The organism is Amycolatopsis sp. WAC 01416 (genome assembly GCF_003947485.1).
Lineage (GTDB): Bacteria > Actinomycetota > Actinomycetes > Mycobacteriales > Pseudonocardiaceae > Amycolatopsis.
This window is the reverse complement of record NZ_QHHX01000004.1, coordinates 409,794-427,524: the sequence shown is the minus strand read 5'-3', so window position 1 is coordinate 427,524 and position 17,731 is coordinate 409,794. Positions and strand designations below refer to the sequence as shown.

The following is a 17,731-nucleotide window of genomic DNA, read 5'->3' as shown; positions in this document are numbered from 1 at the left end:
TCACACCTGATATTCCGCCCAGTAGAGCGCGGTGTCGCCGTAGCGCTTCGTGCGCATCGGTTCGAACCCGGGCGGCCAGTCCGGTTCACCGTCCCGCGCGGCCCGTTCGATCACCACCAGCGCCCCGTCCACGACCCACCGGCCTGCGGCGAGCGCGGCCATGACCTCGCCCAGGCGGGTGGAATCGACAGCGTACGGCGGATCCGCGAGGACGATGTCGAACGTTTCCGGCGCCGGAGCGGCGACGACGGACTCGACGGTCCCGGCCCGGACCGTGCCGCCGAGCCCCAGCGCGGCGACGTTCCCCTTGAGCACTTCGACCGCGCGCCTGTCGTGTTCGACGAACAGCGCGCCCGACGCGCCGCGGGACAACGCCTCCAGCCCGAGCGCGCCCGAACCGGCGTAAAGGTCGAGGACCTGGGTCCCCTGGAGCTCGCCGGCGACCTCCAGCGCGTTGAACAGCGCCTCGCGCACGCGTTCCGACGTGGGCCGCGTGCCCTTCGGAGGGACCTTCAACCGCCTGCCGCCCGCGGTCCCCGCCACGATCCTGGTCATTGGAGCATCGTGCCTCAACGCCTTCGGCCGTGACGTTGGCCGGGACTTGGTGAAGCCGCCGCCCAGCTCGCGTAGAGTCGTCCTTCGCCCTCGGAGGCGATAGAAGCGTTTAGGAGCGTTGCGTGTCCGAACCTCGGGTCAGACGGGCCGAGATCGCCATCGAGCAAGCCCATGTGGACACGGTCTACACCCGGCTCGCCGAACTGCGAGCCCAGGCAGAGGCCATGCGTACCAAGGGCTATGAAATCGGCCATGGCGCCGGGCGGGAAGCGATCTTCGAGCAGGCGTCGATGCTGTTCGAACGGGACATGATGGTGTACCACGCCAATCAGACCCTGCAGACCCTCGACGCGGAGTACGAAGGCCTGGTCTTCGGCAGGCTCGACCATCTCGACAACGACCACATCTACGTCGGCCGTCTCGGCATCCGCGACGCCGAGTTCGACAACCTCGTCACCGACTGGCGCGCGCCCGCGGCGGCGGCGTTCTACCAGGCGACGGCCGAAGAGCCGATGGACGTCGTCCGGCGCCGGGTGATCCGGTGCTCCGGCCAGAACGTGCTCGACGTCGACGACGACGTCCTGATCGCCGACGCGGTCCCCGAGAACATGCAGATCGTCGGCGAAGGCGCGCTGATGGCCGCGCTCGGGCGGTCGCGCGGCGAGAAGATGCGGGACATCGTCGCCACCATCCAGAAGGAGCAGGACGAGGTCATCCGGGCGCCGTGGCGCGGGGTCACGGAGATCACCGGCGGCCCCGGCACCGGCAAGACCGCGGTCGCGCTGCACCGCGCGGCGTACCTGCTCTACCGCTACCGCCGCCAGCTCGGCGGCGCCGGCGTGCTGGTGATCGGCCCGTCCGGGGTGTTCACCAGCTACATCTCGCGGGTGCTGCCGTCGATGGGTGAGACGAACGTCGAACTGCGCGCGCTCGGCGAGGTCCTCGACGGTCTCGAAGCGACCCGTCAGGACCCGGCGCCGCTGGCGGCGATCAAGGGATCGCTGCGGATGCGCAAGATCCTGCTGCGCGCGCTGCGGGACACGCCGGAAGACGCGCCCGAGGACATGAAGATGGTCTACCGCGGCGAGGTGCTGCGGCTGAACGCGCGCGAACTCGACAAGGTGCGCCGCAAGGTGCACACCGCGGGCGGGCCGCCGAACCGGTCGCGGATCCGCGCCGCCGAACTGCTGCTCGACGCGCTCGCCGCGAAGGCCGACCAGCACGCGAAGGACGACGGCCGTCAGATCGACAAGGCCGAGCTGATCAGCGAACTCGGCGAGCGCATCGAGTTCCACCGGTTCCTGGTGGTCTGGTGGCCGATCCTGTACCCGGCGCAGATTCTGCGGTGGCTCGGCGTGGAGAAGCGGCTCGCCGCCGCGGCGAAGGGCCTGCTCAACCGCAACGAGATCAGCCTGCTCGCGGCCGACTTCGCCGACCGCTCGCGCGGCTGGACCATCGCGGACGTCGCACTGCTCGACGAGCTGCGCGTCCTGATCGGCGAGCCACCGAAGCGGCGCAAGGGCAGGCAGAGCATCGAGGTCAACCCGGAACGCGGCGGCGCCCCGACCCGGCCCCGGCACTACGACGAGTACTCGCACGTGGTCGTCGACGAGTCGCAGGACCTCTCGCCGATGCAGTGGCGGATGGTCGGGCGGCGCGGGAAGTACGCGAGCTGGACCGTGGTCGGCGACCCGGTGCAGAGTTCGTGGCCGGATCCGGCAGAGGCCGCGATGGCGCGTGACCAGGCCTTCGGGCTCAAGACGACGCGGCGCCGGTTCACCCTGCGCACCAACTACCGGAACTCGGCGGAGATCTTCGATCTGGCCGCGAAGGTCGTCGCCGGGCACGCCGAGGCCGACGAGCTCCCGCGCGCCGTGCGGCAGACCGGCATCACGCCGGAGGTCCGGCCGGTCGAGGCCGCCGGCCTGGAGGCGGCGACGCAGGCCGCGGTGAAGGAGCTGATGGGGGCCGTCGAAGGCACCGTCGGCGTGATCACCGCCATGGACCGGGTGCCCGAGGTCGAGGGCTGGCTCGACGGGCTCCTCGACGAGCGGCTCAAGGTCGTCGGCAGCCTCGACTCCAAGGGCCTCGAATACGACGCCGTCGTCCTGGTGGAGCCCAACGACCTCATCACGGAGTCGACCACCGGACGCCGCGTGCTGTACGTCGCGCTGACCCGCGCGACCCAGCAGCTGACCGTCCTCGCGTCGAACCCGGACTGGATCCCGGCCGCCTGACCCCCGCAATTCGGCACCAGGTTGCGGTAGTTCGCATCGCCGACTACCGCAACCTGGTGCCGAATTGCGTGACGGGGCGGGGCGACAAAAGCTGAAGGGCTCCTTCAGGACACTGGTGAATGCCCTGAAGGAGCCCTTCAGACCCCCGGTGAGTGAACGATGTGGGGACGCATCGCACGTCCAGGGGTATTTCTAGCGCCTCTTCGTTGTTCGGTGTCACGACCGTTCCACCGAACAACAACGCCGAACAACGAATCGGCCGTGGTCACGGGCACGGCGGCCGGTAATCGAGCCCCGGCAGGTGTTGTTCCCACTCTTCGGGCGTGATCCGCGGGTACACGGTCGCGCAGATGCGTTCGGCGGCCCGTTCGGGGCTGGTTTCCCACAACCGCACGCTGCCGTCCGCGACGGAACCCGCGAGGGTGTGCCCGTCGGGAGCGAACGCCACCGCGTTGACCCGATCGACGTCGTCGGTCAGGTTCGCCGATTCCCGGACGGCTCCGGGATCGGAGACATCCCATAGTCGCACGGACCGGTCGTAGCTGCCGGTCGCGAGCGTCTTCCCGTCCCCGCCGAACGCGACCGAGATGACGTTGTCGGTGTGCCCGGACAGCAGCGCAGCCTGCCGGGGAGCCGCCGGATTCGTCACGTCCCACAGCCTGCCGGTGCGATCGGCGCTCCCGGTGGCGGCGAGTTTTCCGTCCGGGCTGTAGGCCACCGAGAACACCGTGTCGGAATGTCCCTCCAGCACCGAAAGCTGCTTCGGCGCCTTCGCCATCGAGATGTCCCACAGCCGCGCGGTGTGGTCCCAGCCGCCGCTCAGCACGGTGTGGCCGTCCGGGCTGAACGCGATCGAATGGACGTCGTCCTCGTGCCCGGTGAGAGTCGCGAGTTCGACGGGCCGCCGGATGTCGGCCACGTCCCACAGTTTCACCGTGTGCCCGCTGCCCGCGGTCGCGAGCGTCCGGCCGTCCGGGCTGAACGCGACCGGGTCGATCTCCTCCTCCGGCCGGTAGAAGACGCCGGTGTCGACCGGCTTCCGCGGATCGGTGACGTCGATCAGCCGCATCGTGTGGTCCCAGGAGCCGGCGGCGAGCGTCCGGCCGTCCGGGCTGAACGCGAGACCGCAGACACCTTGGCCGAAGCCCGCGATCTTGCCGAGCTCACGCGGGTTCCGGGTGTCGGCGACGTCGACCAGGCGCACCACGCCGTCCTGGCTGCCGGTGGCCAGCAGTTTCCCGTCGGAGCCGTAGACCGCCCGGCAGGCCGACCTCGCCGGACCGCTGATCGCGGGCCCCGGCAGATCCCACAGCCGCACCGTCTGGTCGTCGCTCGCGGTCACCAGTGTGCGGCCGTCCGGCGAGAACACCGCCCAGACCACCGCGGCGGTATGCCCGATGAGCACCGGTTTCTCGCGCGGCTTCGCCGGATCGGTGATGTCCCAAAGCCGCGCGGCGCGGTCGAAACCGGTGGTGACCAGCGTCGTCCCGTCCGGACTGAACGCCACCGACCGCACGATGGTCTTGTGTGCGGTCATCGTCCCCAGCGGCGTCGGCGCCATCGGGTCGCCGACGTTCCACAGACGCGCGGTCTGGTCGATGCTCGCGGTGGCGAGCGCCCGTCCGTCCGGGCCGAACGTCGCGGCGTGGACCCCGGCCGTGTGCCCGTTCACCACGCCGAGCGGCTTGGCCTTGAGCGGGTCGGCGACGTCCCACAACCGCGCGGTCTTGTCGGCGCCGGTCGAGACGAGCGTCCGCCCGTCGGGGGCGTACGCGAGACCGTTGACGTTGCCGGTGTGCCCGGTGAGGGTGGCCGCGAGCACCGGTTTCGCGGGATCGCGGACGTCGAACAGGCGCACCGTGCCGTCGCCGTCCGCGGTGGCGAGCACCGCCGCCTCCGGGCTGAACGCCACCGCGTTGACCCGGCTCGGGTGCTCCCCCACCACCACACCCGGCCCGGGTTTCGCCGGATCGGCGACGTTCCACAGCCGCACGGTCTTGTCCCAGCCCGCCGTCGCGACCACGCCGGCGCCGAACGCCACAGAATTGACGTTCTCGGTGTGCCCGGACAACGTGGCCAGTTCCCTCGGCCGATGAGGATCGCCGACGTCCCACAGCTTGGCCGTGTGGTCCCAGCTGCCGGTCACCATCACCTGGCCGTCGCCACGCAGGGCGGCCACGTTGACGCGGTGGCCGTGTCCGCCGACCCGGGTCGAGTACGGCGATTCGAACATCCCGAGCACGCTGCCGCGGGTGTCCACGCTCGGGTCGACGCGGTACGCCGCCAGCGCGAGCTGCGCGGCCAGCGCCGGATTCGTCGGCCGCATCCCGATGGCCTGCCCGGCGACCTTCTGCGCGAGGGCGTTGTTGCGCTGGCTCGTCGCGGTCTGCTCGGCTCGCACGGCGTACGCCATCGCGGCCGTCGCCAGCACCAGCAGCACGGCCAGGAGGGCGACCAGCTGGCGCAACCTCCTGGTGCGTCGCCGCGCGACGGTCTGTTCGTGGTTCTCGATCGCCACGCTCGCGTCGAGGAACCGGCGTTCGCGCTGGGAAAGCGCGCTGTCGTGCTCCCCCGCCCATTCCCTGGCGATGGACAGCCGCGCGCCGCGGTAGAGCCAGCCGTCGTCGCGGCCGACCGATTCCCACGCGTCGGTCGCCTCGGTGAGCTGGCGGTGCACGCGCAGGCCCTCACGGTCTTCGGCGAGCCACTCACGCAGGCGCGGCCAGCCCCGGATCAGCGCCTCGTGCGCGATCTCGATGCCGTTGTCGTCGAGGGTGACCAGCCGCGACGATGCCAGCCTGTCCAGCACGACGGCGACGTCCGGGTCGTCCGCGTCCACCTCGTCGCGGGTGATGCGGCGTTTGGTGTCCTCGGTGCCTTCGCCGAGCGCGGTCATCCGGAGGAAGATCTGGTTCGCCAGCCGTTGCTGGTGTTCGCTCAGCGCGGTGAAGGTGTGCTCGGAGGTCTGCGCGACCGACCGTTCGATGCCCCCGGTGGATTCGTAGCCGGTGAGGGTGAGGGTGTTGCCGTGGCGGCGGCGCCAGGTCTCCAGCAGCGCGTGCGAGAGCAGCGGCAGGACGCCGGGCTGCCCGGTCGCGTCGGCGACGAGCCGCGAGACCAGCGCGTTCTCGACGCGGTACCCGGCGTCGATGGCCGGCCGCGAGATGGCCTGCCGCAGCTCTTCGGTGCTCATCGGGCCGACGAGGATCTGCGCGTCCTGCATGGCCTCGACCAGCTCGGGATGCCGCGCGCAGTGAGTGTAGAAGTCGGTGCGGATGCCGAGGACGACCCTGGTCCGGCTCTCCGGTTCGGTCGTCGCGGTGACGAGCGCGGACAGGAAGGCGGCCCGCTCGTCGACGTCCTGGCACAGGGTGAAGACCTCTTCGAACTGGTCGACGGCCAGCACGACGTCACCCTCGCGGTCGGCGACCAGCTGACGGGCGGCGAGGCCGAGGTTGCGCGGATGTTCGGTGAACTCGGCGAGCAGCCCGCCGGGCGCGAGCCCGAGCGCGGCGCCGAACTGGACGGCGCACTCCTGCAGCGGCCGTGAACCGGGGGTCATCAGCAGGGTCACGGACGTCTCGCCCGCCACCGGGAGCAGACCCGCACGGAGCAAGGACGACTTACCGGAACCGGAAGCGCCGAGAACCGCCAAGAATCGTTGGTCCGAAAGCCTGGTGACGAGTTTTCGGACAAGTCGTTCGCGACCGAAGAATCGGCTCGAGTCGTCCGGTCCGAATGCGGTCAGACCGATATAAGGGGCCGATTCCCCATTCGGTGCGGCAACCGGTGAATCGCTGACTCCAGTGCGCGTCCGCTCGGTCACGTCATGCCAGCGGGCCGCCCACTCCTCCTCGGGGCCGTCGCACGCCCGGACGTAGGCCAACGTGACCGCCAAGCTGGGCATCTTCTTCCCGCCGGCCGCTTCGGAGAGGGTGCCCGCGGAGTAATGGGCACGCCTGCCCAGCTCGCGGTACGTCGGATTTCCGGCCTTCTCCCGCAGACGCCGGAGATCGGCGGCGAACTCCAGTAACGGATCGTCCCCGGGGTCTAAAGGTCGCTCCGGACGCGGCACCCTTAATCCTTTCTTTTCAGTGGTTTTCCCACGGTCGCATTCGGGGGCAACCGTACCTTGGAAACGGGGGGACTCCGCCGAGTACCGGGTACATCGAGTCGGTTAATTTCGATCGATCGACAGGTGCGGGAAGGGATCGGGGACCCGCCGCGTTGTACCGATGCGTGACCTCTTTGCCTGACATCCCGCTGTCCGTACTCGACCTCTCGCCCGTCGTGGCCGGGGGCGGCGTGAGCGACTCGCTGCGCAACACCCTCGACCTCGCGCGCCGGACCGAGGCGCTCGGCTATCACCGGTACTGGCTCGCCGAGCACCACAACATGCCCGGGATCGCCAGCTCCGCGACCGCCGTGATGATCGGCCAGGTCGCCGCCGCCACCGAACGCATCCGGGTCGGCTCCGGCGGGGTCATGCTGCCGAACCACGCGCCGCTGGTGGTGGCCGAGCAGTTCGGCACCCTGGAGGCGTTCCACCCCGGCCGGATCGACCTCGGCATCGGCCGCGCGCCGGGCACCGACCAGCGGACCGCGCTGGCGCTGCGCGGCCCCGGCGGGCTCTCCGCGGAGAACTTCCCGCAGCAGTTCGCGGAACTGCTGGCCTACTTCGAGCACTCCGACCAGCGCGCGGTCAACGCCGTGACCGCCGAGGGCAACAAGCCGCCGGTGTGGCTGCTCGGGTCGAGCGGCTTCAGCGCGCGGATGGCGGGCGAACTGGGCCTGCCGTTCTCGTTCGCACACCACTTCAGCGCCGAGAACACTCTTCCCGCCGTGGCGCTCTACCGCGACGCGTTCAAACCGTCGGACGTCCTGGACGAGCCGTACGTGATGCTCGGCGTCTCCGTGGTCGCCGCCGAGACCGACGAGCGCGCCCAGTACTTGGCCGCCCCCAGCGGCCTGACGTTCCTCAGCCTGCGCAAAGGCCGCCCCATCCCGCTGCCGACGCCGGAAGAGGCCGCGGCCTACCCGTACACCGACATCGAGCGCGTGTTCATCGAGGACCGGGCCGCGAGCAGCATCATCGGCTCGCCCGAGACCGTCCACAAGGGACTCGAGACTCTGCTCGCCGACACGGGCGCGAACGAGCTGATGATCACGACCATGGTGCACGATCAGGCGGACCGGGTGCGGTCGTACGAGTTGGTGGCCGACTTGGCGCGCTGACGCTCCCTCGCGCCGCCGGAGGGGGCTGCGGGCGTGCGATGAAGGACTCCTTCATAGCAAATTTTGCTATGAAGGAGTCCTTCATCGCAGCCGGAGGTCTGCCTGCGGCGAGCGCGTGAAGTGCCAGGGGGCCCGCTGGCGCGCGAGGCAGCACCGCGAGCCACTCAAGACCCGATCGAGAGCCACCCCGCGCCACGAATGGACCAACGCTCCGCCGAGCACGAAAGAACGGACAAGATCCCCGTTCGCCTTTGTCAAAAAAGAACAAGAATTCACCGGTTACCAGGACGTGACGTCTTGATCACACCGAAGTTCTTGTCACCAGGCAGGCACGTGATTAGCGTACCGACCAGTAGCAAACAGCACGGTAACACCCCGTTGACCCTATTCAACGATTCCGTTCCGCCATTCGGAGCAAAGGAATTGCGCAAGCTGGGGTGTATTCGCCGTGCCCGGAAAACTGGAGGGTCGGCGTGGGCGTCCGGACTAACGCACCCTCATTCCCCGGCGCGGGTGCGCTCCGGGAGACCGGCAGGCTCTACTCACTCGGTCTCGACGTCGTCCGCCTGACCTTCCGGCGGCCGTTCCAGGCCCGCGAGCTGATCCAGCAGTTCTGGTTCATCGCGAGTGTGTCGATCCTGCCGACGGCGCTGGTCGCGATCCCGTTCGGCGCGGTGATCGCGTTGCACATCGGTTCGCTGACCGCGCAGATCGGCGCGCAGTCCTTCACCGGCGCGGCCAGTGTGCTGGCGATCATCCAGCAGGCCAGCCCGATCGTGACGGCGTTGCTGATCGCGGGTGCCGGCGGGTCGGCGATGTGCGCGGACCTCGGGTCGCGCACGATCCGCGAGGAGATCGACGCGATGGAGGTGCTCGGGGTCTCCCCGATCCAGCGCCTGATCGTGCCGAGGGTGCTCGCCGCGATGGGGGTCGCCGCATTCCTCAATGGAATGGTCAGTGTGGTCGGCGTCCTCGGCGGCTATTTTTTCAACGTCATCATGCAGAACGGGACACCGGGTGCGTATCTGGCCAGTTTCTCCGCTCTCGCGCAACTTCCGGACCTCTGGATCAGCGAGATCAAGGCGGTCATCTTCGGTTTCGTCGCGGCGATCGTCGCCTCTTATCGCGGGCTCAATCCGAAAGGCGGCCCGAAAGGCGTCGGTGACGCGGTGAACCAATCCGTGGTGATCACGTTTTTGCTCCTGTTCCTGTTGAACCTCGTGCTGACGACGCTTTACCTGCAGCTCGTCCCGGCGAAGGGCAGCTGATGGCCACGATCACACCTCCCCCCAAACGCGCGGAACGGGTCCGCGAGGCCGTGGACCGCCGGTTCGGGTTCCTGGACACGCTCGGCGACCAGATCCTCTTCTTCCTCAAGGCGCTCGCCTGGGTGCCGCGCGCGGTACGCCGCTATCTCCGTGAGATCACCCGCCTGCTGGCCGAAGTCAGTTTCGGCAGCGGCGCGCTCGCGGTCATCGGCGGCACGATCGGCGTGATGATCGGGATGACCGTGTTCACCGGCACGGTCGTCGGGCTCCAGGGTTACTCGGCGCTCAACCAGGTCGGCACGTCGGCGTTCGCCGGGTTCGTCTCCGCGTATTTCAACACCCGCGAGATCGCGCCACTCGTGGCCGGGCTGGCCCTGTCGGCCACCGTGGGCTGCGGCTTCACCGCCCAGCTCGGCGCGATGCGCATCTCCGAGGAGATCGACGCGCTGGAAGTGATGGGCATCCCCAGCGTCCCGTACCTGGTGACCACCCGGATCATCGCGGGGTTCCTCGCGGTCATCCCGTTGTACGCCATCGGCCTGCTGACCTCGTATCTCGCGTCACGCCAGATCACCGTCTGGTTCTACGGCCAGTCCGCGGGCACCTACGACCACTACTTCCTGCTCTTCCTGCCACCGGGCGACGTGCTCTGGTCGTTCGGCAAGGTCCTGGTGTTCAGTGTCGTGATCGTGCTCGCCCACTGCTATTACGGCTTCCGCGCGAGCGGCGGCCCGGTGGGCGTCGGCGTCGCCGTCGGACGCGGGGTGCGGACCGCGATCGTGGCGGTCAGCGTGCTGGACTTCTTCCTCAGCCTCGCGATCTGGGGCGCGACCACGACGGTGCAGGTGGCCGGATGAGCCGGCGCGGGCTGCGCAAGGCCGGGGTCAGGACCGCCGGGGTGCTGTTCCTCGTGGTGATGTCCGCCCTCGTGCTGCTGTCGATCAAGATCTACCGGAAGGATTTCGTCGAATCCGTGCCGGTGACCCTGCAGGCGGACCGGGTCGGCAACCAGTTGCGCACGGGCGGGCAGGTCAAGGCACGCGGCGTGGTGGTCGGCGAGATCCGCGACGTCCGCGCGACGCCGGGTGGCGCGGAGATCGACCTGGCCATGGAGCCCGGCAAGGTTGCGCAGCTGCCGAAGAACGTGTCCGCACTGCTCGTGCCGAAGACCCTGTTCGGTGAGCGGTACGTGCAACTGTCCATTCCGGACGGATCACCCGCCGGACCGTTGGGCGCGGGCGACGTGATCACCCAGGACCGCTCGGCCAACGCGATCGAACTAGAGCGGGTCTTCGACAATCTGTTGCCGCTGCTCAAGGCGGTGCAGCCGCAGAAGCTCGCCACCACGCTGACCACGGTCGCCACCGCGCTGGAGGGTCGCGGCGACCAGATCGGCGACACGCTCGCCACCGCGGCCGCCTACCTGAAGGACTTCAACCCGAACCTCCCGAAGCTGAACGACAACATCCGCGATCTGGCCACGGTCACGAAGCTGTACGGCGACATCGCGCCGGACCTGCTCGACGCGCTGAGCGCCTCGGCGGTCACCCTCGACACCGTCAAGGAGAAACGTGCCGAACTGGCGACGGTGTACCAGCAGGTGACGTCGTCTTCCCAGCACGTCACGACGTTCCTCCTCAACAACCGCGCCAACATCATCGCGCTCGCCGCCGACAGCAGGGCACCGTTGGAGGTCGGCGCGAAGTACTCGCCGAGTTTCGCCTGCACGCTGGATGCGCTCGCCAAGCTCAAGCCGCAGATGGACAAGGTGCTGGGCGCCGGCACGGACGAGCCCGGGCTGCACGCGGAGATCATCGTCAGCCAACCCCGCGGCAAGTACGTGCCGGGCAAGGACGATCCGGTCTACAACGCCACCGGCGAACCGCGCTGTTATCCGACGAACGGCCTGATGGGCCAAGGGATCGTGGCGACCGGTGAGAAGACCGCGGCGCTCCCTGGCGCGCAGGGCGACCTCGGGCTGGCGAACTCGCCGCAGGAACGGAACCTGATCTCCACGCTGGTCGCGCCCTCGATCGGTGTCCCGGCCGACCAGGTCCCCGCGTGGGGCAGCGTGCTCGTCGGGCCGCTCTACCGGGGTACGGAGGTGACCGTGCGATGAGGAACTTCGTGAGCCCGCTGATCAAGGGGCTGATCTTCATCGTCGTCACGACGCTGGCCACGGTGCTGCTGGCGGTGTCCATCACGAACACCGGCCTCGGCGACACCAAGACCTACAGCGCCAAATTCCTCGACGCGACGTCGCTGAACGTCGGCGACGACGTCCGGATCTCCGGGGTGCGGGTCGGTCAGATCGAGGAGCTCGAGATCGCCGACCACAGCCTGGCCCTCGTCCGGTTCTCCCTCGACTCGCAGCGCAGGCTGCCCGCCGACGTGAACGCGGTGATCAAGTACCGCAACATGGTCGGCCAGCGCTACATCGCACTCGAACGCGGCAAGGGCACCCGCGAGCTCCTGGAGCCCGGAGCGGAGATCCCGCTGGAGCGCACGACGCCCGCGCTGGATCTCACGGAACTGTTCAACGGCTTCAAACCGCTGTTCCAGGCCCTGTCCCCCAAGGACGTCAACCAGCTCTCCGGCGAGATCGTCCAGGTGCTGCAGGGCGAAGGCGGCACGGTGGAAAGCCTCTTGGCGCACACCGGTTCGCTGACCACCACGCTCGCCGGCCGCGACAAGGTGATCGGTGACGTGATCACGAACTTGGACACGGTACTGAAGAGCATCAACGGCAAGGGTGACGCACTGTCCACTTTGGTCTCCACGCTGAAGGAGCTGGTGTCCGGCCTCGCCGGTGACCGCACCGAGATCGGGGAGGCCGTTTCCGGGATCGCCGGCCTCACCACCGCCACGGCCGGTCTGCTCGAACAGGGCAGGAAACCGCTCAAGGACAGCATCGAGGGGCTCGGCCTGCTGGCCGGTCAGCTGACGACCGACGAGGCCAAGGCCGAAGTCGATCGTGTCCTGACCGTGCTCCCGGGGAAACTGAACGAACTGGGCCGGATCGGCTCCTACGGATCGTGGATGAACTTCTACCTGTGCTCGTCCGTCCTCCAGACCAAACCTCCGCGCGGGGTCCCGGCGACGGCGGAGAGGTGCACGGCGTGAAACCCTTCAAGGAGCGGAACCCGATCGTCATCGGTGTCGTCGGCAGCGTCATCGCCGCCGGGCTGCTGACCGCGACGCTCAACTACGAGGCCCTGCCGATCATCGGCTCGGGGACCACCTACCAGGCCGAATTCTCCGAAGCGGCGGGCTTGCAGGCCGACGACGAGGTCCGCATCGCCGGGATCAAGGTCGGCACGGTGAGCGACGTCCGGCTCGCCGAAGACCACGTGGTGGTCAGCTTCCGGGTCAAGGACGCCTGGGTCGGCGACAAGACCGCCGCCGAGATCAAGATCAAGACCCTGCTCGGCCGGAAGTTCCTCGCGCTGCGCCCGACCGGTGAGACGGTGCAGAACCCGAAGCAGGTCATCCCGCGCACCCGGACCGTGACGCCCTACGACGTCACCGAGGCGTTCAACGGGCTGGCCGACACCGCGGGCGCGATCGACACGGAACAGCTCGCTGAAAGCTTCACCACACTCAGCGACACGTTCAAGAACTCGCCCGAGCACATCAAGAAGGCGCTCGAAGGGCTGACGTCGCTGTCGAAGACCGTGTCCTCCAGGGACAACGAGCTCGCCAGCCTGCTGTCGAACGCGCACGGGCTCACCACGACACTCGCGAACTCGAACGACGACTTCGTCAAGCTCCTCTCGGACGGCAACCTGCTGCTGACCGAACTCGACAACCGGCGACAGGCGATCCACGACCTGCTGGCCGGCTCGCAGGAACTCGCCACCCAGCTTTCGGGCCTGGTGAAGGACAACAAGGACCAGCTCGGCGGCGCGCTCGCCCGGCTCGGAGAGGTGACCGACATCCTGCAGCGGCAGAACGACAATCTCGCCAAGAGCCTCGACCTCGCCGCGCCGTACTTCCGTGTGGTGAACAACTCGCTCGGCAACGGACGCTGGGTGGACAGCTACCTGTGCGGGCTCGTCCCGGAGAACCGGGACCCGTGCCTGCCGAAGATCCCGGGAGGTGGCCGGTGACCAGCCGCTTCGTCACCCTCGCGCTGGTACTCGCGCTGGCCGTCGTCGGCGGTCTCTGGTGGATCTTCTCCGGCAACGGGCTCGACCGCGTCACCGTGTACTTCTCGCGGGCCGTCGGTGTCTACAGTGGATCGGACGTGCGGGTGCTCGGCGTCCGGGTCGGTCAGGTCGAATCGGTGAAGCCACGCGGGGAACAGGTCGAGGTCGTGCTGACCGTCGACGGGTCGACGCCGATCGCGGCCGACACCAACGTGCTGGTCGTGGCGCCGAGCGTGGTGGCCGACCGCTACGTCCAGTTCACCAAGCTGACCCGTGCGGGGAACCGGTTGGACGACGGCGCGGTGATCCCGGTGGAGCGCACCGGCACGCCGGTGGAACTCGACCAGCTCTACTCCAGCCTCGACACCCTCGCCAAGGCACTCGGCCCCAAGGGCGCGAACGCCGACGGCGCGCTTTCGGAACTGCTGCGCACCGGCGCGAAGAACCTGCAGGGCAACGGCAAGCCGTTCAACGAGTCGGTGCGCAACTTCGCCGACCTCGCGAGGACCTTGTCCGGCAACTCGCAGAACCTGTTCGCCACCGTCGACGAACTGCAGCGGTTCACGTCGATGCTGGCGACCAACGACCGGAACGTCAGCGAGGTCAACAAGCAGCTCGCGTCGGTGACCGGCACGTTGGCGCAGAACAAGGACGAACTCGCCCGCGCGCTCAACGGCCTCGGCGGCGCGCTCGCGGAGATCCAGCAGTTCATCCGGGACAACCGCGCGCAGATCAAGTCCAATGTGGACAAGCTCGCGGTGACAACCGGGACGCTGGTCGACAAACGCGCCGCGCTGGCCGAAACCCTCGACACGATCCCGCTGGCGGTGACGAACGTGCTCGGCGCCGTCGACCCGAAGACCGGGAAGCTGCAGAGCCGCGGCAACATGCTCGAATACGCCCCGCTCCCGCTGCCGGTCGCCGGCGACACCTACACCGGGGGGCGCTGATGGCCACGAAACGGTCGATCGCCGTACTCGCCGCGTGCTGTGTCGCGCTCACCGCCTGTTCCTCCGATTTCAAGGGCGTCTACGACCTGCCGCTGCCCGGCGGCGCGGACATCGGCGACCACCCGTACCGGGTGACCGTGCAGTTCGCCGACGTCCTCGACCTGGTCCCGCAGGCCGCGGTGAAGGTGGGCGACGTGCCGGTCGGCCGGGTCGAGAAGATCCAGCTCGGCGAGGACGGCTGGACGGCCGAGACCGTCTTGGCCGTCAACGGTGACGTCCACCTGCCCGCCAACGCCATCGCGCGGCTGCGGCAGTCCAGCCTGCTCGGCGAGAAGTTCATCGAGCTCGCCCCGAGCGCGGCGAAGGCCGAAGGCAGGCTGGGCGACGGCGGGGTGATCCCGGTCGCGAGCACGAACCGCAACCCGGAGTTCGAAGAGGTCTTCGGCGCGCTGTCCCTACTACTCAACGGCGGCGGGATCGGCCAGTTGCAGACCATCAACCGCGAGCTGTCGAAGGTGATGGACGGCAACGAGGAGGAGATCCGCTCCTTCCTGTCCACTGTGGAACAGCTGGTGTCCAATCTGGACTCCCATCGTTCGGAGATCACCTCGGCGCTCGACGGGCTCAACCAGCTCTCGGCGACCCTGGCCAACCGGAAGAAGCAGGTCGAAGGCGCGCTCACCGACCTCACCCCCGGTCTCCAGAGCCTTTCCGACCAGCGCACGCAGCTCGTGTCGATGCTGCAGGCGCTCGACCGGCTTTCCGGGGTCGGCGTCGACGTGATCAAGAAGAGCAGGGCCGACCTCGTCGCGGACCTGACCGCGCTCGCGCCGATCCTCAAGCGGCTGGCCGACGCCGGCGAGAACCTGCCCAAATCGCTGGAGATCCTGCCGACGTTCCCGTTCACCGACGCCGTCCGCGACGGGATCAAGGGCGACTACCTGAACGTCTACGCCTCGATGATCCCCGCACCGGGCGTCGAACTCCCGCCACCGGGCGAGGGTGTCCCGCCGGACCTCCCGACCTTGCCGCTGCCGTCCTCCGGAGGTAGCTGATGCTGACCGCCCGTATCCGGATCCAGGTGATCGCGTTCGTCGTCCTCGCGCTGGCGACGACGGCGTTCGTCGGCGCCAACTACGCGGGACTCGACCGGCTCTTCGGGGCGAGCGGGTACACCGTGAAGCTCTCGTTGACCGACGGCGGCGGCCTGTTCACCAACGGCGAGGTGACCTATCGCGGCGTCGCCGTCGGCCGGGTCGGCGAACTGCGGCTCACCGACGGCGGCATGGAAGCGGATCTCCTGATCGACGACGACGCGCCTCGGATTCCGGCGAACTCGCGGGCGGTCGTGGCGAACCGGTCCGCGGTCGGCGAGCAGTTCGTCGACCTGCAGCCGCGGACCGGCGACGGGCCGTTCCTCGCCGAAGGTTCGGTCATCCCGCGTGAGGCGACGAGTGTGCCGCTGCCGGTGCAGCATCTGCTGACCGACCTGGACTCGCTGACCGCGTCCGTGCCGACCGAGGATCTGCGGACCGTGGTCGACGAACTCGACAACGCCCTGCGCGGTTCCGGCGCGAACCTCCAGGTGCTGCTGGATTCCACCACCGACTTCACCAAACAGGCCGCCGATCACCTGCCGCAGACGGAGAGCCTGCTCACCGACGGCTCGACCGTGCTGAAGACGCAGGTCGACTCGTCACAGGCTTGGCGGCAGTTCAGCGGCAACGCCAAGCAGTTCGCCGAACAGCTGTCCCGTTCGGACGGTGATCTGCGACGGCTGATCACCACCGCGCCGGAAGCGGCGACCCAGCTCTCCGGACTGTTGCGGGACAACGAGCCGGGCCTGCCGATCCTGCTGGCGAACCTGCTCACCACGTCGCAGGTGTTCTCCGCGCGCACCGACGGCCTCCGCCAGCTGCTGATCAACACCCCGAAGGCGGTGTCCGCGGTCGACGCCTCCGTCGACGAGCAGTCCGGGAAGATCGAACTGGTACTGACCTTCTTCGACCCGATGCCCTGCACCAAGGGCTACGAAGGCACGAAGGTCCGCAGCAGCGCGGACCTCTCGCCGCTGCCGTTCAACACCGGTGCCGCGTGCACACTCGACAGGGGCGACCCGAGTTCGGTCCGCGGCTCGCAGAACGCGCCGAAGGGCGGCGTCCCGCCCGCCGCGATCCCCGGCGGCTTCGGCGCCGACGGCCAGCCGACGTCCACCAGCCTCGAGGAGATGTTGTGGCTGCGCAACTGAAGATCGCGATCGCCGTGTTCGCCGCGGCCTGCGCGTTCGCGGGATGGACCGGGTACACCTGGTTCACCGCGACGGGTTCGACGGCGGTGGCCTACGGCAACTCGCGCGACGAAGCGCTGAGGAGCGGACGTGAACTCGTCGCCCGGCTGACCAGCCTCGATCACCATCGGGTCGACCAGGGCATCGCCGACTGGCTCGCCGCGTCGACCGGCCCGCTGCGCGATCAGCTGGGCAAGACCGACGACGCGACCAAGCAGACGCTCACCAAGGACGCGACGGTCTCGACGGGCAAGGTGCTGGACGCGGCCATCAGCGAACTGGACGACCACGCCGGAACGGCCAAGATGCTGGCTTCGGTGGAGATCACGATGGCGAAGGAAGGCGCGGCGCCGACGACGAAACGCAACCGGTTCGCCGCCGGGCTGACCAGGACCGGCGAGGGCTGGAAGCTCAGCGCGCTCGACCAGCTCCCGGTGGGTGCGCGATGACCGCCACCGCCGACACCGACACCACTGTCGAACCCGAAGCCGAGGTCGTCACCGAGAAGCCGCCCCGCCGCTCGAAACCGCCGTTGATCCTGCTGGTCGCGGCGGCCGTGCTGGTGGCGGCGGGCGCGTGGTTCACGTTGGAGGCGAGGTCGATCTCGGCGGCGCCGTCGGCGGCCAACACCGCGCTCACCGACGTCGGCGCCACGGCCGAGGTGAACTCCGCGGTGACGGTGGCGCTCAACAAGATCTTCTCCTATTCCTACGACCGGACCGACGTCACCGAAAAGGCGGCCGCTTCGGCGCTGAGAGGTAAGGCGCTGGAGTCGTACAACCAGTTGTTCGCCCAAGTCCGGGAAAAGGCACCGGCACAGAAACTCGTCCTCACGACCCGCGTCTCCTCATCCGCCGTCCAGGAACTCGGCGGCGGTAAAGCGAGACTGCTGGTATTTCTCGATCAAGCGGCGACAAGGGCCGACAACAATTCGTCGACGACGGCCGCGGCGCAGCTTTCGGTCACCGCTGAACGCGAAGGCGAGAACTGGGTCATCACCGACCTTGTCCCCCGATGACAAACCGGTCAGTCCCCCTTTCGTCCGCTTTGT

The 17,731-nt window shown here is 68.7% G+C and carries 14 protein-coding genes; 12 read left to right on the top strand and 2 right to left on the bottom strand.

Going from position 1 to position 17,731, the window contains the following annotated elements:
- The gene (rsmD, locus tag DL990_RS15705) at positions 1-555 is read right to left on the bottom strand and encodes a 16S rRNA (guanine(966)-N(2))-methyltransferase RsmD (protein ID WP_199746409.1); all 555 of its coding nucleotides are present in this window, start codon (positions 553-555) and stop codon (positions 1-3) included.
- 122 nt (positions 556-677) lie between these two features.
- On the opposite strand from rsmD, the gene DL990_RS15700 reads away from it, so the two are divergent.
- On the top strand, positions 678-2,792 hold the full coding sequence (locus DL990_RS15700; protein WP_125786653.1) for an ATP-binding domain-containing protein: 2,115 nt from the start codon (positions 678-680) through the stop codon (positions 2,790-2,792).
- Between the two features lie 265 nt (positions 2,793-3,057).
- Here the strand turns inward: DL990_RS15700 and DL990_RS15695 are convergent, their stop codons facing one another.
- Positions 3,058-6,867, bottom strand: coding sequence for a helix-turn-helix domain-containing protein (locus tag DL990_RS15695; protein ID WP_158632625.1), 3,810 nt, complete (start codon positions 6,865-6,867; stop codon positions 3,058-3,060).
- Positions 6,868-7,031: 164 nt separating this feature from the next.
- Between DL990_RS15695 and DL990_RS15690 the strand changes: the two genes are divergently transcribed.
- The 11 genes from DL990_RS15690 to DL990_RS15640 all read left to right on the top strand — a co-directional run bounded on the left by DL990_RS15690 (position 7,032) and on the right by DL990_RS15640 (position 17,698).
- Positions 7,032-8,027: an LLM class flavin-dependent oxidoreductase gene (locus DL990_RS15690; RefSeq protein ID WP_199746407.1), complete on the top strand. Its 996-nt coding sequence runs from the start codon at positions 7,032-7,034 to the stop codon at positions 8,025-8,027.
- A gap of 473 nt (positions 8,028-8,500) precedes the next feature.
- Positions 8,501-9,295 carry an ABC transporter permease gene (locus DL990_RS15685; protein WP_037311541.1) on the top strand — a complete coding sequence of 265 codons (795 nt, stop codon included), beginning with the start codon at positions 8,501-8,503 and terminating at the stop codon, positions 9,293-9,295.
- On the top strand, positions 9,295-10,152 hold the full coding sequence (locus DL990_RS15680) for an ABC transporter permease (RefSeq protein WP_125799112.1): 858 nt from the start codon (positions 9,295-9,297) through the stop codon (positions 10,150-10,152). The genes DL990_RS15685 and DL990_RS15680 overlap by 1 nt, the downstream gene beginning before the upstream one ends.
- Complete coding sequence (locus DL990_RS15675) at positions 10,149-11,414, top strand: MCE family protein (RefSeq protein ID WP_125799111.1); 1,266 nt, start codon at positions 10,149-10,151, stop codon at positions 11,412-11,414. The genes DL990_RS15680 and DL990_RS15675 overlap by 4 nt, the downstream gene beginning before the upstream one ends.
- Complete coding sequence (locus DL990_RS15670) at positions 11,411-12,418, top strand: MCE family protein (RefSeq protein WP_125799110.1); 1,008 nt, start codon at positions 11,411-11,413, stop codon at positions 12,416-12,418. The genes DL990_RS15675 and DL990_RS15670 overlap by 4 nt, the downstream gene beginning before the upstream one ends.
- Positions 12,415-13,404 (top strand): MCE family protein, encoded by a 990-nt coding sequence (locus DL990_RS15665; RefSeq protein ID WP_125799109.1) that lies wholly within the window; start codon positions 12,415-12,417, stop codon positions 13,402-13,404. Before DL990_RS15670 ends, DL990_RS15665 begins: the two co-directional genes overlap by 4 nt.
- On the top strand, positions 13,401-14,393 hold the full coding sequence (locus DL990_RS15660) for an MCE family protein (protein WP_125799108.1): 993 nt from the start codon (positions 13,401-13,403) through the stop codon (positions 14,391-14,393). The genes DL990_RS15665 and DL990_RS15660 overlap by 4 nt, the downstream gene beginning before the upstream one ends.
- Complete coding sequence (locus tag DL990_RS15655; protein WP_125786659.1) at positions 14,393-15,448, top strand: MCE family protein; 1,056 nt, start codon at positions 14,393-14,395, stop codon at positions 15,446-15,448. The genes DL990_RS15660 and DL990_RS15655 overlap by 1 nt, the downstream gene beginning before the upstream one ends.
- A complete protein-coding gene (locus tag DL990_RS15650; protein WP_125799107.1) occupies positions 15,448-16,641 on the top strand; it encodes an MCE family protein in 1,194 nt (397 codons plus the stop codon). Before DL990_RS15655 ends, DL990_RS15650 begins: the two co-directional genes overlap by 1 nt.
- Positions 16,626-17,129 carry a hypothetical protein gene (locus DL990_RS15645; protein ID WP_125799106.1) on the top strand — a complete coding sequence of 168 codons (504 nt, stop codon included), beginning with the start codon at positions 16,626-16,628 and terminating at the stop codon, positions 17,127-17,129. Before DL990_RS15650 ends, DL990_RS15645 begins: the two co-directional genes overlap by 16 nt.
- Positions 17,126-17,698, top strand: a complete 573-nt coding sequence (locus DL990_RS15640) for a hypothetical protein (RefSeq protein WP_125799105.1) — start codon at positions 17,126-17,128, stop codon at positions 17,696-17,698. Before DL990_RS15645 ends, DL990_RS15640 begins: the two co-directional genes overlap by 4 nt.
- Positions 17,699-17,731 lie beyond the last annotated feature (33 nt).